The following is a 23,712-nucleotide window of genomic DNA, read 5'->3' on the forward strand; positions in this document are numbered from 1 at the left end:
CCCACCGCGTCCTCAGCCTCCGGGGGCCGGCCGCACCGGCCAGCGCTGCACCACCGCGTCCCGCAGCCGGCGCTCCCGCGCCTCGAGCAGGCTCGCGAGCGCCACCTCGAGCGCCGCGACCCCGAGCGCGAGTCCGAGGATCCCGGGACCGAGGCCGGTCGCCTCCCGCAGCCCCTGCCCGGCGCCCGCGAAGGACCCCCAGCTCGGAGCGTCCACCACCCCGTCCAGGACCACGAGCGTGCCGCCGACCACCAGCATCACGCCCACCAGCGCGCTCACCATGCGCAGCAGCGGGGCCGAGCGCCGCCGCAGGTACCGCTGCAGGACCGGGTACGGCGGAGGCGCGGCACCCTCCACCAGCGCGCGCCGCAGCGCCGCCTGCTCCTGCGTCCGCTCCGCCAGGCCCGCGAGCGCGCCGACCACCAGCGCGAGGATCGCGACCGCCCCGCCGACCACGCAGACCGTGACGGCGAGGTCCACCATGCGCTCGGCCTCGGGGCCCAGGTCCGCCCGCTCCCCCGGCAGCCCCCCGGCCCAGCGCTGCCGGTCGGGGAAGGCGAGGGCGGCCACCACCTGGAACCCCAGGTACGCGGCCGTCGCGCCGACGCCCACCACCGCCGTCGCGACCTTCCCGAGCCTGCGCGCAGCGCTCCCGGGGTGACCCCGCTCCGGCCTCCCCGCCCGGGCCGCGGCCACCGCGTCGCCGGTCAGCACGTGCCCGGCCGCGATGATCCGGTGCGCCTGCGTCCAGTGCCCATCGACCGGTCCCAGCAGCGCCAGCTGCCGGCGGCGCAGGACCGTCCCGGTCAGCGGGATGCCGAGCGCGATGAGGCCCAGCACGGCGGCGCCGGCGACGATGATCGCGAGCCCGCTGAGGAACGGCTCCTGCACCGCCGCGGGGACGACGACGCCGAAGCACAGCCCGAGGATCACCAGCAGGATGATCGCGGTGCGCCGGTACGCGCGGTCGCTGCGCTCATGGGCGTGCTGCCACTGGAGCGGGGCCGGCACCTCGGTGGGCGGCGTGCCGGCGCGCACCGCGGCCGCGAGGGCGCGCGCCATCAGCACGCCGCGCAGCGCGATGACCAGCCCCCTCGCGAGCACCCCGAGCACCGCGAGGACGGCGACGGCGGCCAGGGAGGCCCGGCTCGTCAGGTCCAGGGTGGTGGCCGGGCCGGAGGGCTCCATCAGCTCCTCGCCCACGAGCCCGCCGAGCACCGCGGCCGCGAACGTCACCGGCAGCGCGAGCAGGCCGGCGAGCAGCGCGTCCTCGAGGTTCCCCCGCACCGTCTCGAGGGCGCCGACGGGCAGGTGGCGCCAGCGGGACGCGGCGATGCCCGTCCCGGCGGACGCGGGCGGCGTGCTCATCCGGTGGGGCCGTCCGGGCTCAGGTGCGCACCAGGACGGCGAGCAGGAACTCCTCGTCGGCCGGGCGCAGGTCCCAGCCGCCGAAGCGCTGCTGGATCCGCAGCCCCGCGGCGGCCGCGTCGGCCTCGAAGTCGGCGGCGGCGTAGCCGCGGCCCAGACCGAAGCCCACCACCAGGCGCCCCGCCGGGGCGAGGTGGTCGGCCAGTCGGGACAGCGCGGGCCGGCGCTCCGCCCCGGCCAGGAAGGTGAGCACGTTGCCGGCGCTGACCTGCAGGTCGAACAGCAGCCGGGTCCCGTCGGCGTCGCGCAGGCCCAGCCCGGCGAGGTTCTGCACCTCCCAGCGCACCTGGGGGTGGTCGGCGCGGGCCACGGCGATCAGGTGCGGATCCAGCTCCACGCCCACCACCTCGTGGCCGGCCCGGGCGAGGTATCCGCCCAGGCGTCCGCTCCCGCAGCCGGCGTCGAGGATCCGGGCGCCGCGCGGGGCCATCGCGTCGATCAGGCGGGCCTCGCCGTGGATGTCCTGCCCGGCGGCCTCGAGGCGCCGCCAGCGCTGCGCGTACCCCTCGGCGTGGCCGGGGTTGCGGCCGACCGCCGCGGTCCAGAGGTTCTGGGGCGGGCCCGGGGGCGGGGGGCTGGTCATCTCAGGCGGCGATCCGCGAGTCGTCACGGATCTGGCCGACCAGCTCCTCGAGCATGTCCTCGAGGGTGACGATGCCGATGACGGTGCCGTCGGCATCGGTCGCGGCGCCGAGATGGGCGCCGGAGGCCTGCATCGAGGTCAGCGCCTGCCGCAGCGGCTCGTCGGCGCCGATCCGGGGCAGGGCGCGGATCCGCTCGGCCGGGATCGGGTCGTCGCGGTGCTCCTGCACCGAGTCCAGCAGGTCCTTGATGTGGACGTAGCCGGACAGGGCGCCGCCGGTGGACCTCACCGGGAAGCGGGAGTAGCCCTCGACGGCGGCGAGCTCGGCCTCGGCGGCGGTGACGCCCTCGGGCAGGGAGGAGACCGCGTCCAGCGGGATCACCAGGTTCGCCACGCTGCGGGCCTCGAAGCGCAGCGCCCCCAGCAGGAGCGCCTCGTCGTTGTCCTCGAGCAGGCCGCCCTCGCGGGACTCGCTCACCATCGCCGCCACCTCGTTGCGGGTGAAGGCGCTGGTGACCTCCGACTTCGGGGTCACCCCCAGCATCCGCAGCACCAGGTTGCCGATGGAGTTCAGCAGCCACAGCAGCGGCCGCAGCACGGTGACGATGCCCATCAGCACCGGGGCCAGGATCAGCGCCATCCGCTCCGGGCCGGCCAGCGCGATGTTCTTGGGGACCATCTCGCCGAACACCACGTGCAGGTACGTGACCAGGGACAGGGCGATCACGAAGGAGATGGGGTGCACGAGTGCGGCGGGCACCCCGAGGGCCTCGAAGGGCACCTCGAGCAGGTGCGCGATGGCCGGCTCGCTGATCGCGCCGAGCGCGAGGGAGCACACGGTGATGCCCATCTGCGCGCCCGCCATCATCAGCGAGACCTCCTCCATGGCGGTGATGGTGACCTTGGCCGCCCAGTTCCCCTCGAGCGCCTTGGGCTCGATCACCGAGCGGCGGGCCGAGATCAGGGCGAACTCCGCGCCCACGAAGAAGGCGTTCAGGAGCAGCAGCACGAGGGTGAGGGCCAGTCCGAATCCGGTGCTCATCGGCGCAACTCCTTCTCCTGGTCGCGGGTGTCCTGGTCGGACGGGGCCGGCTCGACCTTGACGTGGACGGTCTCGATGCGCATGCCGTCGATCTCGGTGACCGCCAGCCGCAGCCGGGCGGGCTCCTCGCCGGGGCGGGGATCGGAGTCGACCACCACCTCGTCGCCGATCTCGGCGAACCGGCCCAGCTCGAGGGTGACCAGGCCGCCCAGGGTGTCGTAGTCCTCGTGCTCGGGCACGGTCACCCCGAGCCGCTCGCTGGCCTCGTCGGGACGCATGCGGGCGTCGAGGTCCCAGGAGCCGTCCGGCTCGGGGGTGTCGTCCATCTCCTCGTCGTGCTCGTCGCGGACCTCGCCGACGATCTCCTCGACCAGGTCCTCGAGGGTGATCAGTCCGGCGTGGTCGCCGAACTCGTCGACCACCACGGCCATCTGCAGGCCGCCGGCGCGCAGGGTGTCCATGAGGTCGTCCAGCGGCACCGTGTCGGGCACGAAGGTCGCCGGTCCCATGACCGTCGCGACCAGCGTCGAGGGGCGCTCCTCGAAGGGGACCGCGAGGCCGTGGCGGATGTGCGCGACCCCGACGATCTCGTTCTCCTGGTCGAGCACCGGGAAGCGGGAATGGCCGGTGCGGCGGGCCAGCTCCAGCAGGTCGGCCACAGAGTCCTCGGTCTCCAGGGAGTCCATCCTCCCCCGCGGCACCATCGCGTCATGGGCGCGGCGGTCCCCGAAGGCCAGGGTGCGCTGGACCAGCGAGGCGGTCTCCTCGGCGAGCGCTCCCTCGGCGGCGGAGCGCTTGACGAGCACGGAGAGCTCCTCGGCGCTGCGCGCGGAGCTGAGCTCCTCCTGCGGCTCGACGCCGAGGGCCCGCACCACGGCGTTGGCGTTGCCGTTGAACAGGCGGATCGGCAGCTTGAAGACGGTGGTGAAGATGCGCTGGAAGCCGACCACGTACTTGGCGGTGGTCAGGGGCTCGGCGATCGCCAGGTTCTTGGGGACCAGCTCCCCGAAGATCATGGTCATCCCGGTGGCGAGGACCAGCGCGATGATCACGGAGACGGAGCGGGCGGCGACCTCGCCGAGCCCGGCGTCGATCAGGGGCGGTCCGACCAGCTGCGCGATCGCGGGTTCGGCGAGGAAGCCGATGCCGAGGTTGGTGACGGTGATGCCGAGCTGCGCCCCGGAGAGCTGCGTGGAGAGGGTCTTCATGCCCAGCAGCACGCCGCCGGCGCGCTTGTCGCCGTTCTTCGCGGCGGCCTCGACCTCATTGCGGTTGACCGTGATGAGGGAGAACTCGGCGGCGACGAATCCGCCGCAGGCGGCGATCAGCACCAGTCCGACGGCCAGGGAGATCAGGGGACCGATCAGGTCCATGGACGGTGACCCCCGTCCGGGGTTCGACTGTGCGGGCCCGTAGGCCCGGGACTGTCACTGGGGGCGTCGCTGGCGGCGCTCATGATCTCCTGGTGCTCCTCATGCTCCTGCCCGGCTCTCGGGAAGGATGGAGGAATGCTACCGCCCGACTCCTGGGCGTGGGGAGGGATGTGAGGCAGTGGTGGAGGGCGCCGCTCAGCGCTCGTCGGCCCGGCGCTGCAGGAAGCGCGCGAGGGCGCGGATCTCGAGCTCGTCGACCGCGTGACCGAGGTGCGGCCGCCGCTCCTCCTCGAGGTGGGTGTGGACGCTGAGGAACTCCCGCACCGCGTCCTCGTCGGCGGGCTCGAACAGCGGGTCCAGCCCGCCGTGGCCCCACAGGGCCGGCGGGCGCACCTCGGCCAGCGCCGCATCGCCCGGCATCGGGAGGGGGAACGGCCGGCCGGAGAGGTTGACCACGAAGTCCAGCGCCCGGGCGTCGCGGCGCAGCAGGTGCAGGGCGAGCAGACCGCCCTGGGAGAAGCCGATGGCGCCGGCCACGGGCGCGCTCTGGGCAGCGATCCAGCGCTCGACGGCGGCGGCGGAGGCCTCGAGCGCCTCCGGACGCTCGGGGTCCAGGGGCGACTCGAACCAGGCGAAGCCCTGGCCGTGGGGGTGGACGCCGCGCAGGGACACGTAGTCGAAGGCCGGCGGCAGGTGGGGGACGAGCCCGATCAGATCGCGCTCGTGGCTGCCCAGGCCGTGCAGGAGCAGCACCAGCGGCCGCTGCTGCTCGGGACGGGGACCGGGAGGGGCCGCCCGCACCACGGCGGATTCGTCGATGCTGGGTGCTGTCGTCATGGCGACAGGCTACTGGGCAGGGGCAGACCCCCAGGTCGCGCGTCGTGCGCTGGTCGGAGGGACGAGATCCGACCCCTGGGGGTCCGGGCAGCTCGGTGGGATTCGCTGCGGCCCCGATGACGGTCGCCTCAGCGGCGAGCCACCTCACATGTCCGATAAGAAATCACTTCTCGGATCACCTCCCTTCCAGTGTCCGACCAGCGTAGGACCGACCGGCCGGGGAGGCAACGGATTATCTGCGCTCAGATCTCGGAGCCGTCGGCGAGGATCTGGTCGGCGTCGAGGACCTCCTCCTCGACCTGTCCGTCGTCCCCGTCGTCGATCATGTGGTCCCCGTCGCGGTTGCCCTGCTCGGCGGCGGCGCCCGCCTCGGGGCCGCGGTCGATCTCGGTGTCGAAGCCGTAGCCGTCGGCGTTGCGGGAGTCGTTGCCCTCGGCGACCACCCGGTCGGTCTCCAGCGCGTCGTCGATGCTCACCTCGTCGGCCTGCTCCTCGGCGCGCGGGTACTCGTCCTGGCTGGTGGCGGCCAGCTCGTCGAGCTCCGGGTCCTCGATGGGGTTCAGCGGTTCGGTCATGGGGTCTCCTCCTGGAGCGGTGGGGCGGTGCGGGTCAGCTGAGGGCGTCGATGACCGCGGCGTTGAAGGCGTCGAGGTCGTCGGGGGTGCGGGAGGTGATCAGGCGGAAGCCGTCGGTCTCGTCGACCACCACCTCCTGGTCCGACCAGGTCCCGCCGGCGTTGACGAGGTCGGTGCGGATGGTGGGCACGGAGGTGACGTCGCGGCCGTCGACCAGGCCGGTCTCCACCAGGATCCAGGGCGCGTGGCAGATCGCGGCGATCACCTTGCCGTCGGCGGCGAAGGCCCGCACCAGGAACTGCGCGGTCTCGTCGGCCCGCAGGGCATCGGCGTTCAGGGTGCCGCCGGGCAGCACCAGCGCGTCGAAGTCGGCGGCCTTCACGGTCCCGTGCACCGCGTCCACCGGCACCTCGGGGCCGAGCTCCTTGTCGAGCACGAGGGTCTGGACGGACCCCGTCTCCGGCGCGGCCACGGTGAGGGTGGCCCCGGCCTCGCGCAGCGCGGCGATCGGGCGCTGGAGCTCATCGGTCTCCGTGCCGAAGTTGCTGGTCAGGACCAGGATCGTACGGCCTTCGAGAGGGCTGGACATCGCTTCTCCTTCCGTCGACGACGGGACGACGGAGCCCGCTGCGAGAAGGCGGGGCTCGCGTCCCAGGTGCGGCGACCGTACCACCGCGGCCCGGCGCCGGCCCGGCCTCGTCCCGACCTCCCGGTCAGGTGCCGCAGAAGGTCAGGAAGCCCTCGCCGGCATCCCCGGCGCCCTCCAGGTGCTCGAGGCCCTCCCGTCGGGTGAACGGGGCGCGCACGGCCTCCAGCAGCTCGTGCACCGGATCGAGATCCCCCAGGTGGGCGGCCCGCAGCGCGGCGTCGAGGTGCGCGTTGCGGGGCACGTACAGGGGATTGACCCCGGCCGGCGCCCCGGGACCGCGCAGTACCTCCCACCGCTCGCTCCATCCCGCGAACGCCTCCGACCCGGCCGGCAGCATCGCCGCCTCCCCCTCCTCGAGCGCGCGGAAGAAGCCCGTATGGTCCACCCGCTGCTCCTCGAGCATCCCGAAGAGCTCCCCGCCCAGCTCGAGCACCGCGGCCAGGCGCTCGGTGTCGCCGACCTCGAGCGGGATCCCGAGCTTCTGCGCGAGCCCGCGCCCGTAGGCCTCGAGGTACCAGCCCTCGAAGTGCTCGAGCACCCCGGTGGCCCGCTCGACGGCGCGGTTCGGGTCCTCCTCGTCCATCAGCGGCAGCAGGGTCTCGGCGAAGCGGGAGAGGTTCCACTGCGCGATGCCCGGCTGGTTGCCGTAGGCGTAGCGGCCGCCGCGGTCGATCGAGCTGAACACCGCCCCGCGGCGGTGCTCGTCCAGGACGGCGCAGGGGCCGTAGTCGATGCCCTCCCCGCTGAGCGCCATGTTGTCGGTGTTCATCACCCCGTGGATGAAGCCGATCAGCATCCACTGCGCCACCAGCTCCGCCTGTCCGCGGGCCACGGCCTCCAGCAGTTCCAGCGGGGTGGCGGCCTCGGGGTGGTGGCGGTCGGTCGTGTACGCCAGCAGCGCTCGCTGCACCGGCGCGTCCAGGTGCCAGGCCGCGTACTGGAAGGTCCCCACCCGCAGGTGGCTCGCCGCCACGCGCACCAGCAGGGCGCCCGGCTCGGGAGTGACGCCCTGGCGCGGCGCGATCTGCTCGCCCGTGGTGAGCACCGCCAGCGCGCGCGTGCTGGGCACCTGGAGGGCGTGCATCCATTCGCCGACGACGGCCTCGCGCAGCATCGGTCCCAGGGGCGCCTTCCCGTCCCCGCCGCGGGCGAAGGGGGTGCGTCCGGCGCCCTTGAGGTGCAGGTCGCGGCGGACCCCTGCGGTGTCGACGAGATCTCCCAGCAGCACCGCCCGGCCGTCGCCGAGCTGCGGGTTCGCCGAGCCGAACTGGTGGCCGGCATAGGCCTGCGCGGTGGTGGCCGGCTCCTCGAACTGGCCGGTGAGCAGGGCGATCCCCTCGTCGCTGCGCAGGAAGGCCGGCTCGTAGCCGAGCTCGCGGGCCAGGTCGTCGTTGAGCCACGCCAGCTGCGGTCGCGGGGGCGCCTCGGCCCGCCAGGGCACCGACAGCTCGGGGACCGCGGCGGCGTAGGTCTGCTGCAGCGCGGGCACGGGACGCGAGGGAGTCTCCATCCCCCGATCCTGCCACCCCCACCGCTCGCGCCCGCAAGGGCCTTGACGGCACCCTCACCCGGCGTGGACACTGACCGCACGCACATTGTGCAACCCGGTTGTAGAATCAGTCGGGAGCGGCGACCGCAGGGGCGAGGAGGCCGATGTCCACGGCCGAGAACGCGGCGTCCGCGATCCGTCGCAGCAACGCCCGCGACTGCCTGATGGCGCTGCGCGAGGCCGACGGCCCGCTCTCCGTCGGCGACCTCGCCGCGCGCACCGGTCTCTCCCGGCCCACCGTCGAGGCAGTCCTGCAGGACCTCGTCGGCACCGTCGGCCCCGCCCCCAGCGCGCTCTCCGGCACCGCCGGACGCCCGGCGCGACGCTTCGCCCTGGATCCCGCCGTCGCCACCGTGGCCGCCCTCGACATCGGCGCCCGGTCCGTGCGCTGCCTGGTGGCCGACGCCGGCGGCCGCATCCTCGCCCGCACCGGCGTCCCCGTCGACCCCGACGACGTGCTGGGCAGCCTGGTGCGGGCGGTGCAGGAGTCCGACGCGTCGCCCCGCGCGCTGGGCGTGGCCGTCCCCGGCATCCTCGCCTCCGACGGGCGCGTGGTGCAGAGCCTCGCGGCGCCCGCCCTGGTCGGCCTCGACCTCGCCGGGGAGCTCGAGCGGCGCCTGGGCTGCCCGGTGGTGGTCGAGAACGACATCAAGCTGGCCGCCCTCGCCGAGCGGCATCTCGGCCAGGCGGCCGACAGCATCGTGTTCGTGCAGATCGGCCATCGCATCTCCGTGGCGGTCATCGTCGGCGGCACCATCCTGCAGGGAGCGCACCGGCTCGCCGGCGAGCTGGGCAGCCAGCGCGGCATGCGCTGGACCCGCAGCTCCGTGCGCGGGCGCCTGACCTGGTCGACCGGTGAGGACGCCCGGGCGCTGCTGGAGCGCGCGGCCGCCGGGGACGCTGCCGCGCAGCAGGAGATCGAGGAGTTCTGCGCCGAGATCGCCCCTCGCCTGGCCACGGTGCTGCTGACCGTCGATCCGGAGCTGGTGGTGGTCGGCGGCGGGCTGTCCCGGGCCGGCGAGACCCTGCTGGACCCGCTGCGCCGCGCCCTGCGCCGCCTGCTGATGACCGAGCACGCCCCCGCGGTGGTGCCGGCGCGGCTGAGCAGCGGCGGCGCCCTCATCGGCGCGCTGGGACTCGCCTTCGAGCGCGGCTCCGACCGGATCGTCGGCGTCCCCGACGTCCCCGCCCCCTGGCACCGCTTTCCGACCTCCACCCCACCCACCCCCTCCGCGAAGGACCATCCGTGACCAGTGACATCAGCCTCGGCTTCAGCTCCTACAGCTTCCACTCGGCGCTCTCGAGCGGCGCGATGACCCTGCTCGACGTCATCGACTGGATCGCCCGCAGCGAGGGCGAGCATCTCGAGCTCGCCGTGCTCGGCGACGACCCGGACTCCCCGATCCCCAACATCTCCTGGGATGCCGACCGCGTCGAGCAGGTCCGCGCCGCCGCGGAGGCCGCCGGGGTGCCGCTGACCAGCCTCGCCGTCGGCGCGGACTTCTTCACGGACGACGAGGAGCAGCTGGCGGCGCAGATCTCCCGCATCCGGCAGTACGTCGACCTCGCCGAGCGGCTCGGCATCTCCCGGATGCGGCACGACGTGGTGGCCCATCGGGGCCACCAGGGCGACGACACCCCGCTGTTCGAGCAGGCGCTGCCCTCGATCGTCCGGGCCTCTCGGGAGATCGCCCGGTACGCGGCGACCAAGGGCATCACCACCAGCCTCGAGAACCACGGCTTCTTCGTCCAGGCCGCCGACCGCGTGCGCCGCATCGTCCACGCGGTCGACGAGCCGAACTTCCGCACCACGGTGGACGTCGGCAACTTCGTCTGCGTCGACGAGACCCCGGAGGTGTCGGTCGCCCAGAACCTGCCCTACGCGATGGTCGTGCACCTCAAGGACTTCTACATCCGCCCGGCCGACGCGGCCGTCGGCGCCGGCTGGTTCCGCAGCCGCGGCGGCCGGCACCTGCGCGGCGCCGTGCTCGGCAACGGCGACATCGACCTGCGCGCCGTCGTCCGCGCGATCAAGGAGTCGGACTTCAGCGGGTACGTCGCCATCGAGTTCGAGGGCTGGGAGGACTGCCTCCTCGCCTGCGAGCGCGGCCTCGCCAACGCCCAGCACCTGCTGAAGACCGCCTGACCATCCACCACCCAGGAGAACCACCCCTCATGAGCACCTTCCGAGTCGGCGTCATCGGCGCCGGCAGCATCGCCCAGCTGCACCTCACCGCCTACGCGGAGAACCCCGACGTCGAGCTGGTGGCGGTGGCCGACATGAACCTCGAGCGGGCCCGGGCGGTGGCCGATCAGTTCGGCGCCGCGCGCGCCTACGCCGATCCGCACGAGCTGCTCGCGGCCGACGACATCGACGGCGTGTCGATCTGCACCTGGAACAACTCCCATGCCAGCTGGGCGATCGCCGCCGTCGAGGCCGGCAAGCACGTGCTGGTGGAGAAGCCGATCGCCCGCACCCTCGGGGAGGCGCTGCAGATCCAGGAGGCCGCCGCCGCCGGTGATCGCGTGGTGCAGGTCGGCTTCGTGCGTCGTCACTCCCCCAACTGCCAGGTGCTGAAGTCGTTCATCGACGCGGGAGAGCTGGGCGAGATCTACTACGCCCGCGCCAGCTGCCTGCGCCGGGCGGGCAACCCGGGCGGCTGGTTCGCCGACAAGGGCATCTCCGGCGGCGGTCCCCTGCTGGACATCGGCATCCACGTGCTGGACCTCTGCTGGTACCTGATGGGATCCCCGAAGGTGGTCTCGGTCAGCGGCAACACCTACGACCGGCTGGGCAACCGCGCCAACATCACCACCATGCCCCGGTACCGGGTCGCCGACTACGACCCCGCCAAGAACACCGTCGAGGACCTCGCCAACGCGGTGATCCGCTTCGACAACGGCGCCTCGATCCTGCTGGACTGCTCCTACTCCCTGCACGCGGTCAAGGACTCGATCGAGGTGGCGGTCTACGGCGAGAAGGGCGGCGCCGAGCTCGAGCCGGCGCTGCACATCGCCACCGAGATGCACGACTCGGTGGTCAACATCGAGCCGCAGATCGGTTCGCGGACCTTCGAGCTCGCCGCGGGCTTCCGGAACGAGATCGCCAACTTCGTCGACGCCTCCCTGGGGCGCGCCGAGTCGGTGGCCCCCGCCTGGCACGGCGTCGAGATCGTGCGGCTGCTCGAGGCGATCTACGAGTCCGCGGAGACGGGCAAGGAGGTCATGCTCGGCTGAGCCGAGCCGCTGGGATCGTGGCCCGGCCCGTTGACTTCGTGACGCACGCCACAGAGGCTGGGCGGGACGGTCTCCGGGTCCGGGTCCACCCGGTGGAGGGAGGCCGCATCGACGGGCAAGGAGGCCTCTTCATGACCAGCAACCGCGCGATCGCCTATCAGGGTCCGGGCACGGTCGGCGTCACCGACATCGAGTACCCCACCTTCGAGCTGCAGGACGGTCCGGGCGTCCACCCCGACAACGTCGGCCGGAAGCTCCCCCACGCGGCGATCCTCAAGGTCGTCGCCACCAACATCTGCGGCTCCGATCAGCACATGGTGCGGGGCCGCACCACCGCACCGCATGGCCTGGTCCTCGGCCACGAGATCACCGGGGAGGTGATCGAGATCGGTCCCGGTGTCGAGTTCATCCAGAAGGGCGACCTGGTCTCGGTCCCCTTCAACATCTCCTGCGGCCGCTGCGTCATGTGCAAGACGCAGCGCACCGAGATCTGCCTGAACGTGAACCCGGACCGTCCGGGCAGCGCCTACGGCTACGTGGACATGGGCGGCTGGGTCGGCGGGCAGGCGGAGTACGTCCTGGTCCCCTACGCGGACTGGAACCTGCTGAGGTTCCCCGACAAGGACCAGGCGATGGAGAAGATCCTCGATCTGACCATGCTCTCCGACATCTTCCCCACCGGCTTCCACGGTGCCGTCACGGCCGGCGTGGCACCCGGCTCCTCGGTGTACATCGCGGGGGCGGGCCCGGTCGGCACGGCCGCGGCCGTCGGGGCCCAGCTGCTCGGGGCAGCGGTGGTGATCGTCGCGGACCTCAACGCCGAGCGCCTCGCCAACGCCGCGGCGATCGGATGCGAGACGATCGACGTCTCCCAGGAGGATCCCCGGGAGGGGATCGCCCGCATCCTCGGTCGCGAGGAGGTCGATGCCGGGGTCGACGCCGTCGGCTTCGAGGCGCGCGGTCACGGCAAGGACGCCGCGGAAGCCCCCGCCACCGTGCTCAACACCCTGATGGACGTCACGCGGGCCGGCGGCCGGCTGGGCATCCCGGGGCTGTACGTGACCGGGGATCCGGGCGGCGTGGACGAGGCGGCCCAGACGGGATCGCTGTCGCTGCGACTGGGGCTGGGCTGGGCGAAGTCGCTGTCGTTCACGACCGGGCAGTGCCCGGTGATGCGCTACCACCGCCCGCTCATGGAGGCGATCCTGCACGACAGGGTGCAGATCGCCGATGCCGTGAACGCCACCGCCATCTCGCTGGACGATGCCCCGAAGGGCTACGCCGAGTTCGACGCCGGCGTGGCCCGGAAGTACGTCATCGATCCGCACGGGATGACCGGCCGGGTCGAGGCGATCTGACGTCGGTCGGGCCCTGCGGGCGGTCCGGGGGTCCGGTCTCTCTCGCCGATACGTCCTCGGATCAGACGAGGCACGACGACCGCCCCCTCCTCGCGGGAAGGGGGGCGGTCGTCGCTGTCGTCACGGGGCGGAGGCGGAGGTGCCGGGCCGTGGTCAGAAGGGTGGTGGGTCGTCGCTGTCCGGGGGTGGCGTGTGGTGGCCCGGGGGGATCAGGCGCCGCTTGGGGTAGACCTTGCAGATCGCTTCGTAGCGCTGCTCGGCCACCCGCTCCTCCCGAGGGCGGGCCTTCTCCTCGGCCTGCAATCGGAGGGCGTCTTCGCGTTTGCGCTGGTGGATCCGCCACGCGGAGTCCAGGAACGCCGCCGTGCGCGGGGAGAGCAGGTCGGTGTGCTCGCGGGTGCGGGTGCGCAGGTCCCCGCCGAGGGTCCAGGTCGTCTCCACCGGCCCCGCCGGGATGCTGCCGTCGCGATTGCGGGTGGGGTCGTCACCCGGGTCGCGTTCAGGGTCGATGTCCCCCGCGGTCTTCGCCTGGTGATGCACCCAGCACAGGCGGTGGAGGTTCCACAGACTGGTCTGCCCACCCGCAGCGGGGTGCTCGTGGTCGTACTCGATGATGTGGTCATCCTCCGCCGCCAGCACCGTGGGGCGGGTGCAGCCCGGGGCCGCGCAGACCGGGTGACGCAACCGCAGCTGCAGCCGCATCTGGGCGCTGGGCTGATACGTGGTCGCCGCCACCGGGAGGTAGGCGCCGGTGAGGGGCTCGGTGAGGATCCGCTGCCAGGTCGCCTCACCCGCGGCGAGCTGACGGGCCTGCTCGGCCGGGATCGGCGTCAACCCATCCAGCATCCCCGGGGCCTCGTCCATACCCAGCAGGGTGGTGACGGGGATCGTGACCAGGATCTTGTAGGGCCGGCACGTCTCCTGCACCGGGTCGATATCCAGGATCGAATGGACCAGGATCGCATAGCGCAGGGTCCGCAGTGAGAGGGCCTTGCCGCGCTCGCGGAGGTTCTCGTCGATGTCGAACGGCAGCGGGCCTTCCTGCCCGTCCTCCAGGGCGGCGCGTTGGGCTTTCTGCACGGCACGGGAGGTGACCTCGAGGCGGTGGACCAGGGCTTTGATCTCCGGGATCGGACCGGTGATCGTCACCGACGCCGTCCCCGCCTCATCGTCGACATTGCTGATCTCCACCGACCGCAACGACGACGCCGGAGCCGGAATCGTGCCCGCCGTCGCCAACCGGACCGCGAGACGCACCTGCGCTTCGAACGACTCCCGCGGCACCGACGGCAGCTCCACCCGCGCGAGGTGGGCGTCGACCTGGCGGGCCTGCTCCTCGGTCAGGCCCCGGACCCGCCGCAACAGGTAGTGATGGAAATGCTCCGGAAGATCCCCACGCTGGAGATACGCGAAGGTCTGGGGCATGCAGTGCACGGCGCGGTGGGCATCGCGGAGCATGCCGGTGGCCTGCACGGTCGAGACCCGCAACCCGGTGGCGATCTTCAACGCGCTCACATCCGCGTCCTCCAGCAAGCCCTCGTTCTCCGCGTCCTGGACGAAGAACGTGGTCAGCAGCTCGAGGTGCCGCGCGTACAGGCGGGCACGGCCGCGCAGGGTGTGGTGAAGAGCCAGGACCGTCTGGGCCTGCGCGCTGCCGGGCTCCGCCTCCGCGTCATGGACGATCCGGTCCTCGGTCAGCCCATGCCGCGCCCGCACACTCCAGCACGGGACGCCGTCACCGTCGGGCTCCAACTCACCCATGAGACACCCTCCCCGCCGAGATGCGCGACCACTGAAGAAACCGATGAGCAGCGCCTGCCCGACGCCACACCCCCAGTCTAATCGAACACACATTCGACGAGAAGGGCAGATGTGGAATGCGGGTGAATCTGTGGAAAACCATCATGTGTGGAGGAATGGTTCCTGGCCGGCCCGGCCCCTCGTCGCCGGACACCCTCGCAGCCAGCGACAACGACCACTCGGCCCACGCGTCGGCATCAGGAAACGGAAATCATCAGCTCCGTCAAGGCCTCCGCCGTGAATGTGGATGAACGACCGGTGTGGAGGAACGAAAACCCCGGTTGTCCCCACTGTGGACAACTCTGGGGACATACCGCTGCCGCACAATCGCCGGTGCACCCGTCGGCCGGAGAAAATTCGCGCGCAACCCCACCTCCGTCGCGGCGCGGCCCGGCGCGCCCCGGCGAGCGCGTAAGGTCGAGCCATGACGGAACGCACCACATACCTCCTGGTGGACGGCGAGAACATCGACGCCACGCTCGGCGTCTCGGTCCTGGGTCGGCGCCCGCAGCCCGAGGAGCGCCCTCGCTGGAACAAGCTGATCCACTACTCGGAGACGGCGTGGAACCAGCCGGTCAAGGGCCTGTTCTTCCTGGCGGTCACCGACAGCCTGCCCTCGAGCTTCGTGCAGGCGCTCATCGCCATGGGCTACAAGGCGGTCCCGCTGCGCGGCGAGGGCAAGGTCGTGGACATCGCGATCCAGCGCACCGCCGAGGCCCTGCAGTCGCGTCCGGCCGACGTCATGCTGGTCAGTCATGACAAGGACTTCGTCTCCCAGATGGAGGACCTCACCGCGACCCCGGACCGCCGCACCGCGGTCATCGGGTTCCGCGAGTTCATGGCCGCGGATCTGCAGGACATCCCCGGGATCGAGTTCCACGACCTCGAGTACGACGTCGCGGCGTTCACGAGCCGACTTCCGCGCGTGCGCATCATCGACATCGAGGACTTCGATCCGCTCGAGTTCATCTGAGGTCTGCGGTGGCGGGCCCGCCGGGCCCGCCACGCCGAGGATCGCATCTGCCGCCCGCCGGCGTGCGCGGGCCCCGCGCAGAGGCGCGCGTCCGCGCGTGCGCAGCGCGGCGGCCGCTCACGGCCCGAAGCGCCGGCCCGACGGCACCTGACCCATGACGCGAAGAACCCCGGTTCACCTGAGTGAACCGGGGTCTCGCTGCGGTGCGCAAGGGGGGACTTGAACCCCCACGCCGTTTCCGGCACACGGACCTGAACCGTGCGCGTCTACCAATTCCGCCACTTGCGCGTATCTCCGGCACCGGGTCTCGAGGCGCCGAGGCCGAAGGTTCCTTTAGATTACCCCCGCAGAACCCTCATCCCAACCAGATCCCGGAGACAGTAACGAACGCCACGTCGACGCCCTTCACCGCATGCTCTCGGCCTCCTCGAAGGCCTCGTCGATATGGGCCGGGTCCACGCGTCCGCGCAGGACGGTGAAGTAGAGCGCGGTGGCGACCAGCACCGCGGGCACGCCCACCATGGCGGCGATCTGCATGCTCGGGCTGACAGGGACGGTGGCGAGGACCGCCAGCAGGCCGACCAGGCCCAGCGCGGCGGTCACCGATCCCCCGGGCATGCGGAAGGTCGCGCCCTCGATGCCGCGGCGGCGGAAGACCAGGTAGGTGACGAGGATCAGCGCCCACACCAGGAGCACCGAGAACACCACCAGGCTCATCATGTAGTCGAAGACGCCGCCGACCCCGCTGAAGGCGAGCGCCGCGGCGGCCAGGAGGCCGACGGAGCTGGCCACGATCCCCACCGCCGGGACCCTGCGACGAGTGGTGACGCCCACCAGGCGGGGAGCGAGGCCGTCGGCGGCGAGGGAGTGCAGGATCCGGCTGCCGGCGTAGAGGTTCGCATTGGCGGCCGACAGGGCCGCGATGAGCACCAGCAGGTTGGTGATGTCGGAGGCGCCGGGGATGCCGACGCGGTCGAAGACCATGACGAACGGGGACGTCGCGACGTCCTCGCCGGTCGAGGACGCCACCTGCCAGGGCACGAGGCACAGCACGATGCCGATCGCGAACACGTAGAAGAACCCCAGGCGCACGATGGTGGTGCGGGCCGCGGTGCGGATGGAGCGGGCCGGGTCCTTCGCCTCAGCGGCGGTGAGCGAGAGCAGCTCGATGCCGCCGAAGGAGAACATCACCACCGACAGCGCCACCCAGACGGCCGCCCAGCCCATCGGGGCGAAGCCCCCGTCGGCCGTGAGCTCGCCGACTCCGGCGGCGGGCTGACCGGGCAGCCCGAAGACCACCAGCAGCCCACCCACCAGGATGAACATCAGCACCGCGATCACCTTGATGGAGGACAGGAAGAACTCGATGATGCCGAAGGAGCGCACGCTGGTGAGGTTGATCCCGATGATCATCGCGGCGAACAGCAGGATGCCGGCCCACAGCGGGACGGCCGGGAACCAGTAGGCGAGGTAGGCCGCGCAGGCCACGAGCTCCGCGCCGGTCACGCAGACGGTGACGATCCAGTACAGCCAGCGGGTGAGGTAGCCCCAGAAGGGCGAGAGGTAGCGGGCGGCGAGGGTGCCGAACCCGCCGCGCACCGGGTGGCGGGAGGCCATCTCACCCATCGACAGCGCGATCGTGGCGGCGATCAGGGCCCCGATCGCGAAGGAGAGGATGACGGCCGGGCCGGCGATCCCGATCGCCTTCCCGGAGCCGAGGAAGAGGCCGGTGCCGAGGGCCGAGCCCATGGCGATCATGGCCATCTGGCCGTGGCCGAGGGTGCGGGCGAGGGCCCCGTCGGCGCCGCGCTGCGGGTGCGCGGTCGGGGCGTGGTCGAGGTCGGTGGGGGGTGTGGTCACCAGGCGAGCCTAGCCACTGCCGGGCCTCTCAGGCGGAGCGGGCGCGGTAGGCGTCGATCGCGTCCTTGGCCTGCTTGAGCCCGGCCCCGGTGAGCTGCCGGTACGACTTGATGGCCTCGATGTCCTTGCCCTGACGCACCAGCGCCTCGATCTCCGGCGTGACCCCCGCCTCGGAGATGCCGCGCAGGTGCGCGAGCTCCTCGTCGCCCACCCCGGCGCGCTCCGCCAGCTGGACCACCAGCGCGTCGAGGGTGCGGACCCGGGCCTCGAGGGACCGGATATGGGCCGCCTGGAGCTGGTTCTGCTTCGATGTCCCGAACATGCCACGACGGTACCGCGCCGGGGCGCCGGCGCGGGACGCGAGAGGCCCCGCACCGACATCCGGTGCGGGGCCTCCTGCGGAGCGGGTCGCTCAGGACTTCGCAGCGCCCTTGGCGGCGACGACCTGGACGACGAGGTTCGCGAAGATGTCCTCGTGCAGACGGACGGTCGCCTTGTGCTCGCCGAGCGCCCGGATCGGGGTCGGGAACTCGACGGTCCGGCGATCGATGTCCTTGCCGAACATCGCGGTGACGCCCTCGGCGATCTCCTTGGAGGAGACGGCACCGAAGAGACGGCCGTTCTCGCCGGCGCGCTCGGCGATGACGAGCGGCTTGGACTCGAGGGACGCCTTGAGCGACTTCGCGTCCTCGACGTTGGCGATCGCACGCTTGCCGCGCGCCGCACGGATCTGGTCGAGCTGACGCTGACCACCCTTGGTCCACGGGGTCGCGAGACCGCGGGGCATGAGGTAGTTGCGGGCGTAGCCGTCCTTGACCTCGACGACGTCGCCGGCGGCTCCGAGGCCCGAGACCTCGTTGGTGAGGATGAGCTTGCTGGTCATATCAGTGCCTTCCTCGTTCAGCGACCGGAGGTCGAGTAGGGCAGGAGCGCGATCTCGCGGGCGTTCTTCACGGCCTTCGCGATCTTGCGCTGCTCCTGCACGGAGACACCGGTGACCCGACGGGCGCGGATCTTGCCGCGGTCGGAGACGAACTTGCGCAGCAGCGCGGCGTCCTTGTAGTCAACGGTCTCGACTCCCGCGGCCTTCAGCGGGTTGAGCTTCTTCTTCGGGGTCCGAAGGGGAGGCTTGGCCATCGTGGTGCTCCTTCTTTCTGAGGGGAGCCCGGGCGGGGACCCGGGATGGATCGGATCTATGGGGTGCAGTGATCGCCGTGGCGATCAGAAGGGAGGGTCGTCGTACCCGCCCTGGTTGCCGCCGCCGGCCCAGGGGTCGGCAGCGGGCGCGCCCTGCGGCGCGTTGCTGTAGCCGCCCTGACCACCGGAGCCGCCCTGGCCGCCGCCCTGCGGGGCGCCGCCACCGAAGTTGCCGCCGCCACCGCCGAAGCCGCCGCCGCCACCGCCGCCACCGCGCTGGACCTTGTTGGCCTTCGCGGTCGCGTACTTGAGGGAGGGGCCGATCTCGTCGACGTCCAGCTCGATGCTGGTGCGGTTGTTGCCCTCGCGGTCGGTGTAGGAGCGCTGCTTGAGCCGCCCCTGCGCGATCACGCGGGAGCCCTTCTCCAGGGACTCGGCCACGTTCTCCGCGGCGTCGCGCCAGATGGAGCAGCGCAGGAACAGGGCCTCGCCGTCCTTCCACTCGTTCGCCTGACGGTCGAACGTGCGGGGGGTGGACGCGATGGTGAACGACGCGACCGCGATGCCGGACTGCGTGAAACGCAGCTCCGGGTCGGCGGTCAGGTTGCCGATCACCGTGATGACGGTGTCATTCGCCATGGGTGCTCCTGTGCTCCGGGATGGGGTGTGGTGATGAGGGGGTCAGCGGGGGTCCGGCTCAGCGGGCGTCGAGGCGCATGACCTTCGTGCGCATGACCGACTCGTTGAGGCCGAGCTGACGATCGAGCTCCTGCGCGGTCGAGGACTTCGCGGTGAACTGCAGGACGATGTAGATGCCCTCGGTCTTCTTGTCGATCTCGTAGGCGAACTTCCGCTTGCCCCAGACGTCGACGTTGTCGATGGTGCCGCCCTCGGTCGGGATGACCTGGACGAGCTTCTCGAAAGTTCCGGTGACGGTCCGTTCATCGACGGACGGGTCGAGGATCACGACCATTTCGTACTTGCGCATGTTCGGTTACCCACCTCCTGTGGTCTCTGCGGCCACGGTCTCTCCGTGGCAGGAGGGTTCATGCCATCCGCTGCGGACATCGGCGATGCGCGTCACGGACCGGCCCAGCGTACCCGCCGGCCCGGTCGGCGGCCAGGGACCGGCTCCCGGTGCGCGGGGTATCACAGCGCAGGTGGGCCGGGCGTCGGCCGGCCGGGCGACCGAACGGTCTGTCCTTCCGCGGCGCCCAGCACTAGGTTGTCACCATGACCAGCACCGACACCACGGCCGCCAGCGGGAAGACCGGCCTGGCCCGCACCGTCACCACGACGGGCCTGTTCCTGTTCATCCTCGGGGACGTGCTGGGCGCCGGCGTCTACGTGCTGGCCGGGGAGATCGCCGGGATCGCCGGGGGCGCCCTCTGGGTGCCGCTGGTCTCCGCCCTGCTGCTGGCGCTGCTGACCGCCGGCTCCTATGCGGAGCTCGCCACCAAGTACCCCAAGGCGGGCGGCTCCTCCCACTACGCGATGCGCGCCTTCGGACCGTTCGTGGGGTTCCTGGTGGGCTTCTGCATGCTCTCGGCCGGCATCGTCTCAGTGGGGGCACTGGCCCTCGGCTTCGCCGGCGACTACCTCACCGCCTTCGTGTCGCTGCCGACGTTCCTGGTGGTCATCGTGTTCCTGGGCCTGCTGGCCGCGCTGAACACCCGCGGGATCTCCGAGTCGCTCGGCGCGAACCGCGTGGCGACCCTGATCGAGGTCGGCGGCCTGCTGCTGGTGATCGTGCTCGGCTTCATCGTGATCGGGCGGGGTGACGGCGACCTGAGCCGCCTCACCGAGCTCGGCACCCCGGAGAACGGGCCGGTCGCGGCGGTGCTGGCCGGCACCGTGCTGGCCTTCTACTCCTACGCCGGCTTCGAGACCAGCGCGAACATTGCCGAGGAGACCAAGGACCCCACGCGCTCCTACCCCCGCGCCCTGTTCGGCGCGCTGATCGTCACCGGCATCGTCTACGCCCTGATCGGCATCGTCGCCTCCGCCGTGGTGCCCACCGAGGAGCTGGCGGGGTCCACGGGCCCGCTGGCCCTGGTGGTCGAGGCCGCCGGCTTCGTGCCCCCGCTGGTGTTCAGCGCGATCGCCCTGATCGCGGTGGCCAACGGCGCCCTGCTGACCGGCATCATGTCCTCCCGCCTGGCCTACGGCATGGCGTCGGACGGGCTGCTGCCCAAGGTCCTCACCAAGGTGCTGCCGAAGCGCCAGACCCCCTGGGTCGCGATCATCGTGACCACCGCGCTGTCGATCGTGCTGGCCCTGACCGGCTCGATCGACGTGCTGGCCGGGACCATGGTGCTGCTGCTGCTGGTGGTCTTCATCTCGGTCAACGCCGCTGTGCTGGTGCTGCGCAAGGACCGGCCCGACCACCGCCACTACACGGTCCCGGCGGTGCTGCCGGTCGCGGGCGTGGTCTCCTGCCTGCTGCTGATGACCCAGGTCGAGTGGGAGGTGTGGCGCCTCGGGCTGCCGTTCCTCGCCGTCGCGGCCGTGCTGGCCGGGATCGCCACCTGGCGCCGCCGCCAGTCCGGGACCGACCACCGGACCGCCTGAAGGACGCGCCCGGCTCGGAACGGCTCTAGGGTGGACCCGTTCCGAGCGAGGAGGACCCATGGACGACCCGTCCGCCCGGACCCCGGGCATCACCGTCCTGGTGCTGAGCGATCCCGGACGCTGCACCGGGAGAGCGGAGGCGGTCCGGGAGCAGTTCGAGGAGGAGCTGGCGAGCTGCTTCGGCTCCGCGACGGTCCATCTGCGTTCGACGCTGCTCGGGATCAACGACGCCGACACCCTCGAGTTCGGCTCCATCCACTCGCTGCGGGACGACTACGACGGGGTGGACGCCGTCCTGATCCTCACCGAGATGCCGCGCCGCTCCCACGGCAAGCCGCTGATCGCCGAGATCCTCCCCGGCGAGGCCGCCGCGGTGCTCTCGTACCCCACCCTCGGGGTGGTCGGGGTGCAGCGGAAGCTGGTGGCGCTGTTCATGTCCTGCGTGCTGCGACTGGTCGACGGCGCCCCGGCCGAGGCGCGGGAGCGCTACGAGCCGCGCTGGAACCGCTGGACGCCGCCGAGCGACGAGTCCACCGGCCAGCTGCATGCGCACACCCTCACCGGGGTGCCCCGCACGGTGTTCGGGATGGCGGCCACGAACGAGCCCTGGCGGACCGTCCCGCAGCTGTCCAGCGCGCTGGCCGCCGCCTCCGCCACCGGAGCCTTCGGCATCTTCTACAACTCGATCTGGCTGATGTCCGCCGCCCTGTCGACCACCCGGCTGCTGACGATCGGGCTGCTCGCGATCACCCTGATGGTGGGCTGGCTGATCCTCAGCAACCGGCTCTGGGAGCGCGCGGAGCGGGCCGGCCCCACCGAGGTGTTCGTCTACTACAACCTCTCCACCCTGCTCACCCTGTTCCTCACGGTCCTCGCGCTGTACATCGCGCTGTTCGTGGTGATCCTCGCCGCGGGTCTGGTGGTGATCGATCCCGACTTCATGGCCGAGATCATGGGCGGACCAGTGGGCTTCCAGAACTACGTGGACATCGCCTGGCTGAGCGCCGCGCTGGGCGTCGTCGCCGGCGGGCTCGGCACCAGCTTCGACGAGCGCACGGACCTGCGCCAGCTCACCCACGGCCGCCGGGAGGTGCTGCGGCGCCCGGACTCGGACGCGGAGCGAGGTCGCTGACCGCCGGACCCTCGAGCAGCGCGCCGTCGGGCGCGAAACGGGAGCCGTGCAGCGGGCAGTCCCAGGACATCTCCGCGTCGTTCCAGCGCAGCACCCCGCCCAGGTGGGTGCAGACGGCGGAGACCGCGCAGGTGCGTCCGTCGACGGTGGAGACGGCCACCGGGGCCCCGTCGGAGCGGCCGACGATCCCGGCACCCTCCGCGGGCGGCTCCGAGGGCAGGGCCGTGAGCTCGCCCTGCACCCACCCCGCCACCAGGTGCGCACCGACCTCGGCACCCAGCACCGCCCCGGAGGCGAGCGCGCTGAGCCCCGCGCCGCTGCTGAGCTCGGGAAGCCAGGTGGGAGGGGCGCCCTCGAGCAGCCCCGTCATCGCCAGCGCGGCGGCCACGCCGTTGCTCATCCCCCACTTGGCGTAGCCGGTCGCGGCCACGATGGTGCCGTCGCTGCCGGGCAGCGCCCCCACCAGCGGGAGCCCGGAGGCGCTGCTGTAGTCCTGCGCGGCCCAGGTGTGGGTGCGCTCGGCCTGCGGGATCAGGTCCAGGGTCCACTCGTGCAGCTCCTGGATCCGCTGGGCCGGGGACTCGGCGCGGCCGGTCACGTGGTCGGCACCGCCGACCAGCAGCAGCTCCTCCGTGCCGATCGGCACCGAGCGCAGGGTGCGGCTGGGCTGGTCGGCCGAGATGTGCATGCCGTGGGGGACCCAGGAGCCGGCGGGGACCCGGTAGGTCATCGCGTAGGAGCGGCTGGGCACCATCCGCTCGGCGTGGCCGCTGCGATCCAGGACGGTGCTGCCGGTGGCCAGGACCAGCCGGTCCGCGCGCACCTCGCCGCGGGTGGTGGCGAGGGTGAACGGTCCCTTCCGGCCCGCGGCGGTGAGCCGGGCGCCCTCGACCAGCACCCCGCCCAGGGAGCGCAGCTCACGGGCGAGGGCCGTGAGCACCTCCAGGGGGTGGAACTGCGCCTGGTCCTCGAGCACCACCGCGCCGGCGATCGGGAACGGCAGCTCGGTGGTCTGCGTGAACGTCGCGTCCAGTCCCAGCTCGCGGGCGGTCCGCAGCTCCTCGGCGACGCTCTTGACCCCGGAATCGGTGGTGGCGTAGGTGGCGGCGGGCCGGCGCTGGACGGGGACCCCCGCGCGCTCGCACTCCGCGAGCAGCCAGCGCTGCGCCTCGGCATTGGCCGCCAGGTACGCGCGGGCGGTGTCCAGGGAGTGGCGGGAGCGGATCTCGGAGAGCCGGGTGCCCTGCAGGAGGGAGAGCTTCGCGGTGGTGTTGCCGGTCGCGACGGCGCCCACGGTGCGCGCCTCCAGCACGATGACGCGGCGCCCGGCCCGCGCCAGCATCACGGCCGTCGCGAGGCCCGTCAGGCCGGCGCCGGCCACCGCCACGTCGTAGGAGATGCCGACGGGCATGTCGCTGACGGGGATCTCGGAGCTGTCATGGGTGTCGAGCCAGAGCGAACGCATCGGTGCTGTCCTCCATCGGTCGCCGGCGGGGCCCGGCATCGGCCGTGATCGTGGCCTCACCCTATGCACCCAGCGCTGACCCGGGGGCAGACCGGTCGGACCGAACGGTCACTCCGCCCCCGCACCGGGGCGCGATGGGGTAG

Annotated in this window: 23 protein-coding genes and 1 tRNA gene; 7 read left to right on the forward strand and 17 right to left on the reverse strand. The window is 72.2% G+C overall.

Translation table 11 applies throughout. The features are described 5' to 3' along the window. Positions 1-12: 12 nt before the first annotated feature. The 8 genes from ACOJUI_RS16555 to ACOJUI_RS16590 all read right to left on the reverse strand — a co-directional run bounded on the left by ACOJUI_RS16555 (position 13) and on the right by ACOJUI_RS16590 (position 7,997). A complete protein-coding gene (locus ACOJUI_RS16555; RefSeq protein ID WP_422116024.1) occupies positions 13-1,368 on the reverse strand; it encodes a hypothetical protein in 1,356 nt (451 codons plus the stop codon). Positions 1,369-1,387: 19 nt separating this feature from the next. Further along, entirely contained in the window at positions 1,388-2,011 is a 624-nt protein-coding gene (locus ACOJUI_RS16560; protein WP_422116025.1) for a class I SAM-dependent methyltransferase, read from the reverse strand. 1 nt (position 2,012) lies between these two features. After that, positions 2,013-3,053, reverse strand: a complete 1,041-nt coding sequence (locus ACOJUI_RS16565; protein ID WP_422116026.1) for a hemolysin family protein — start codon at positions 3,051-3,053, stop codon at positions 2,013-2,015. Continuing rightward, positions 3,050-4,426, reverse strand: coding sequence for a hemolysin family protein (locus ACOJUI_RS16570; protein ID WP_422116027.1), 1,377 nt, complete (start codon positions 4,424-4,426; stop codon positions 3,050-3,052). The genes ACOJUI_RS16565 and ACOJUI_RS16570 overlap by 4 nt, the downstream gene beginning before the upstream one ends. A 195-nt stretch (positions 4,427-4,621) precedes the next feature. Beyond that, on the reverse strand, positions 4,622-5,263 hold the full coding sequence (locus ACOJUI_RS16575) for an alpha/beta hydrolase (RefSeq protein WP_422116028.1): 642 nt from the start codon (positions 5,261-5,263) through the stop codon (positions 4,622-4,624). A gap of 242 nt (positions 5,264-5,505) precedes the next feature. Next, the gene (locus ACOJUI_RS16580) at positions 5,506-5,838 is read right to left on the reverse strand and encodes a hypothetical protein (RefSeq protein ID WP_422116029.1); all 333 of its coding nucleotides are present in this window, start codon (positions 5,836-5,838) and stop codon (positions 5,506-5,508) included. A 34-nt stretch (positions 5,839-5,872) separates the two neighbouring features. Beyond that, entirely contained in the window at positions 5,873-6,427 is a 555-nt protein-coding gene (locus tag ACOJUI_RS16585; protein WP_422116030.1) for a type 1 glutamine amidotransferase domain-containing protein, read from the reverse strand. A gap of 124 nt (positions 6,428-6,551) precedes the next feature. Further along, on the reverse strand, positions 6,552-7,997 hold the full coding sequence (locus tag ACOJUI_RS16590; RefSeq protein ID WP_422116031.1) for a protein adenylyltransferase SelO: 1,446 nt from the start codon (positions 7,995-7,997) through the stop codon (positions 6,552-6,554). A 143-nt stretch (positions 7,998-8,140) separates the two neighbouring features. On the opposite strand from ACOJUI_RS16590, the gene ACOJUI_RS16595 reads away from it, so the two are divergent. The 4 genes from ACOJUI_RS16595 to fdhA all read left to right on the forward strand — a co-directional run bounded on the left by ACOJUI_RS16595 (position 8,141) and on the right by fdhA (position 12,631). Further along, positions 8,141-9,286 carry an ROK family protein gene (locus ACOJUI_RS16595; RefSeq protein WP_422116032.1) on the forward strand — a complete coding sequence of 382 codons (1,146 nt, stop codon included), beginning with the start codon at positions 8,141-8,143 and terminating at the stop codon, positions 9,284-9,286. Beyond that, positions 9,283-10,182, forward strand: a complete 900-nt coding sequence (locus ACOJUI_RS16600) for a sugar phosphate isomerase/epimerase family protein (protein ID WP_422116033.1) — start codon at positions 9,283-9,285, stop codon at positions 10,180-10,182. The genes ACOJUI_RS16595 and ACOJUI_RS16600 overlap by 4 nt, the downstream gene beginning before the upstream one ends. A 29-nt stretch (positions 10,183-10,211) precedes the next feature. Continuing rightward, positions 10,212-11,273 (forward strand): Gfo/Idh/MocA family protein, encoded by a 1,062-nt coding sequence (locus tag ACOJUI_RS16605; protein WP_422116034.1) that lies wholly within the window; start codon positions 10,212-10,214, stop codon positions 11,271-11,273. A gap of 131 nt (positions 11,274-11,404) precedes the next feature. Beyond that, positions 11,405-12,631 carry a formaldehyde dehydrogenase, glutathione-independent gene (gene fdhA / locus ACOJUI_RS16610; RefSeq protein WP_422116035.1) on the forward strand — a complete coding sequence of 409 codons (1,227 nt, stop codon included), beginning with the start codon at positions 11,405-11,407 and terminating at the stop codon, positions 12,629-12,631. Positions 12,632-12,784: 153 nt separating this feature from the next. Here fdhA and ACOJUI_RS16615 read toward each other — a convergent pair whose 3' ends face one another. Beyond that, positions 12,785-14,392: an HNH endonuclease signature motif containing protein gene (locus ACOJUI_RS16615; RefSeq protein WP_422116036.1), complete on the reverse strand. Its 1,608-nt coding sequence runs from the start codon at positions 14,390-14,392 to the stop codon at positions 12,785-12,787. 463 nt (positions 14,393-14,855) lie between these two features. On the opposite strand from ACOJUI_RS16615, the gene ACOJUI_RS16620 reads away from it, so the two are divergent. Next, on the forward strand, positions 14,856-15,404 hold the full coding sequence (locus ACOJUI_RS16620; protein WP_422116037.1) for an NYN domain-containing protein: 549 nt from the start codon (positions 14,856-14,858) through the stop codon (positions 15,402-15,404). Between the two features lie 204 nt (positions 15,405-15,608). Here the strand turns inward: ACOJUI_RS16620 and ACOJUI_RS16625 are convergent. The 7 genes from ACOJUI_RS16625 to rpsF all read right to left on the reverse strand — a co-directional run bounded on the left by ACOJUI_RS16625 (position 15,609) and on the right by rpsF (position 19,389). After that, positions 15,609-15,692: transfer RNA gene (locus tag ACOJUI_RS16625), tRNA-Leu, on the reverse strand. 117 nt (positions 15,693-15,809) lie between these two features. After that, positions 15,810-17,168, reverse strand: a complete 1,359-nt coding sequence (locus ACOJUI_RS16630) for an amino acid permease (protein WP_422117692.1) — start codon at positions 17,166-17,168, stop codon at positions 15,810-15,812. Between the two features lie 124 nt (positions 17,169-17,292). Then, positions 17,293-17,586 carry a hypothetical protein gene (locus tag ACOJUI_RS16635; protein ID WP_422116038.1) on the reverse strand — a complete coding sequence of 98 codons (294 nt, stop codon included), beginning with the start codon at positions 17,584-17,586 and terminating at the stop codon, positions 17,293-17,295. A 90-nt stretch (positions 17,587-17,676) separates the two neighbouring features. Then, the gene (gene rplI / locus ACOJUI_RS16640) at positions 17,677-18,147 is read right to left on the reverse strand and encodes a 50S ribosomal protein L9 (RefSeq protein WP_422116039.1); all 471 of its coding nucleotides are present in this window, start codon (positions 18,145-18,147) and stop codon (positions 17,677-17,679) included. Between the two features lie 17 nt (positions 18,148-18,164). Continuing rightward, positions 18,165-18,401, reverse strand: a complete 237-nt coding sequence (gene rpsR / locus ACOJUI_RS16645) for a 30S ribosomal protein S18 (protein WP_422116040.1) — start codon at positions 18,399-18,401, stop codon at positions 18,165-18,167. Between the two features lie 84 nt (positions 18,402-18,485). Further along, positions 18,486-19,040 carry a single-stranded DNA-binding protein gene (locus ACOJUI_RS16650; protein ID WP_422116041.1) on the reverse strand — a complete coding sequence of 185 codons (555 nt, stop codon included), beginning with the start codon at positions 19,038-19,040 and terminating at the stop codon, positions 18,486-18,488. 58 nt (positions 19,041-19,098) lie between these two features. Then, a complete protein-coding gene (gene rpsF / locus ACOJUI_RS16655; RefSeq protein ID WP_422116042.1) occupies positions 19,099-19,389 on the reverse strand; it encodes a 30S ribosomal protein S6 in 291 nt (96 codons plus the stop codon). Between the two features lie 245 nt (positions 19,390-19,634). Between rpsF and ACOJUI_RS16660 the strand changes: the two genes are divergently transcribed. Next, positions 19,635-20,972 (forward strand): APC family permease, encoded by a 1,338-nt coding sequence (locus tag ACOJUI_RS16660; protein WP_422116043.1) that lies wholly within the window; start codon positions 19,635-19,637, stop codon positions 20,970-20,972. 58 nt (positions 20,973-21,030) lie between these two features. Then, positions 21,031-22,104 carry a hypothetical protein gene (locus ACOJUI_RS16665; protein ID WP_422116044.1) on the forward strand — a complete coding sequence of 358 codons (1,074 nt, stop codon included), beginning with the start codon at positions 21,031-21,033 and terminating at the stop codon, positions 22,102-22,104. Here ACOJUI_RS16665 and ACOJUI_RS16670 read toward each other — a convergent pair. Beyond that, positions 22,043-23,569, reverse strand: coding sequence for an FAD-dependent oxidoreductase (locus ACOJUI_RS16670; protein WP_422116045.1), 1,527 nt, complete (start codon positions 23,567-23,569; stop codon positions 22,043-22,045). The genes ACOJUI_RS16665 and ACOJUI_RS16670 overlap by 62 nt on opposite strands. Positions 23,570-23,712: the final 143 nt, after the last annotated feature.

Source organism: Brachybacterium sp. UNK5269 (genome assembly GCF_049266655.1).
Lineage (GTDB): Bacteria > Actinomycetota > Actinomycetes > Actinomycetales > Dermabacteraceae > Brachybacterium.

What these genes read in the sequence shown, in the direction of transcription:
- ACOJUI_RS16555 (WP_422116024.1), bottom strand. Translation starts at nt 1,368, where the DNA reads ATGAGCACGCCGCCCGCGTCCGCCGGGACGGGCATCGCCGCGTCCCGC.
- ACOJUI_RS16560 (WP_422116025.1), bottom strand. Translation starts at nt 2,011, where the DNA reads ATGACCAGCCCCCCGCCCCCGGGCCCGCCCCAGAACCTCTGGACCGCG.
- ACOJUI_RS16565 (WP_422116026.1), bottom strand. Translation starts at nt 3,053, where the DNA reads ATGAGCACCGGATTCGGACTGGCCCTCACCCTCGTGCTGCTGCTCCTG.
- ACOJUI_RS16570 (WP_422116027.1), bottom strand. Translation starts at nt 4,426, where the DNA reads ATGGACCTGATCGGTCCCCTGATCTCCCTGGCCGTCGGACTGGTGCTG.
- ACOJUI_RS16575 (WP_422116028.1), bottom strand. Translation starts at nt 5,263, where the DNA reads ATGACGACAGCACCCAGCATCGACGAATCCGCCGTGGTGCGGGCGGCC.
- ACOJUI_RS16580 (WP_422116029.1), bottom strand. Translation starts at nt 5,838, where the DNA reads ATGACCGAACCGCTGAACCCCATCGAGGACCCGGAGCTCGACGAGCTG.
- ACOJUI_RS16585 (WP_422116030.1), bottom strand. Translation starts at nt 6,427, where the DNA reads ATGTCCAGCCCTCTCGAAGGCCGTACGATCCTGGTCCTGACCAGCAAC.
- ACOJUI_RS16590 (WP_422116031.1), bottom strand. Translation starts at nt 7,997, where the DNA reads ATGGAGACTCCCTCGCGTCCCGTGCCCGCGCTGCAGCAGACCTACGCC.
- ACOJUI_RS16595 (WP_422116032.1), top strand. Translation starts at nt 8,141, where the DNA reads ATGTCCACGGCCGAGAACGCGGCGTCCGCGATCCGTCGCAGCAACGCC.
- ACOJUI_RS16605 (WP_422116034.1), top strand. Translation starts at nt 10,212, where the DNA reads ATGAGCACCTTCCGAGTCGGCGTCATCGGCGCCGGCAGCATCGCCCAG.
- fdhA (WP_422116035.1), top strand. Translation starts at nt 11,405, where the DNA reads ATGACCAGCAACCGCGCGATCGCCTATCAGGGTCCGGGCACGGTCGGC.
- ACOJUI_RS16615 (WP_422116036.1), bottom strand. Translation starts at nt 14,392, where the DNA reads ATGGGTGAGTTGGAGCCCGACGGTGACGGCGTCCCGTGCTGGAGTGTG.
- ACOJUI_RS16620 (WP_422116037.1), top strand. Translation starts at nt 14,856, where the DNA reads ATGACGGAACGCACCACATACCTCCTGGTGGACGGCGAGAACATCGAC.
- ACOJUI_RS16630 (WP_422117692.1), bottom strand. Translation starts at nt 17,168, where the DNA reads ATGGCCATGATCGCCATGGGCTCGGCCCTCGGCACCGGCCTCTTCCTC.
- ACOJUI_RS16635 (WP_422116038.1), bottom strand. Translation starts at nt 17,586, where the DNA reads ATGTTCGGGACATCGAAGCAGAACCAGCTCCAGGCGGCCCATATCCGG.
- rplI (WP_422116039.1), bottom strand. Translation starts at nt 18,147, where the DNA reads ATGACCAGCAAGCTCATCCTCACCAACGAGGTCTCGGGCCTCGGAGCC.
- rpsR (WP_422116040.1), bottom strand. Translation starts at nt 18,401, where the DNA reads ATGGCCAAGCCTCCCCTTCGGACCCCGAAGAAGAAGCTCAACCCGCTG.
- ACOJUI_RS16650 (WP_422116041.1), bottom strand. Translation starts at nt 19,040, where the DNA reads ATGGCGAATGACACCGTCATCACGGTGATCGGCAACCTGACCGCCGAC.
- rpsF (WP_422116042.1), bottom strand. Translation starts at nt 19,389, where the DNA reads ATGCGCAAGTACGAAATGGTCGTGATCCTCGACCCGTCCGTCGATGAA.
- ACOJUI_RS16660 (WP_422116043.1), top strand. Translation starts at nt 19,635, where the DNA reads ATGACCAGCACCGACACCACGGCCGCCAGCGGGAAGACCGGCCTGGCC.
- ACOJUI_RS16665 (WP_422116044.1), top strand. Translation starts at nt 21,031, where the DNA reads ATGGACGACCCGTCCGCCCGGACCCCGGGCATCACCGTCCTGGTGCTG.
- ACOJUI_RS16670 (WP_422116045.1), bottom strand. Translation starts at nt 23,569, where the DNA reads ATGCGTTCGCTCTGGCTCGACACCCATGACAGCTCCGAGATCCCCGTC.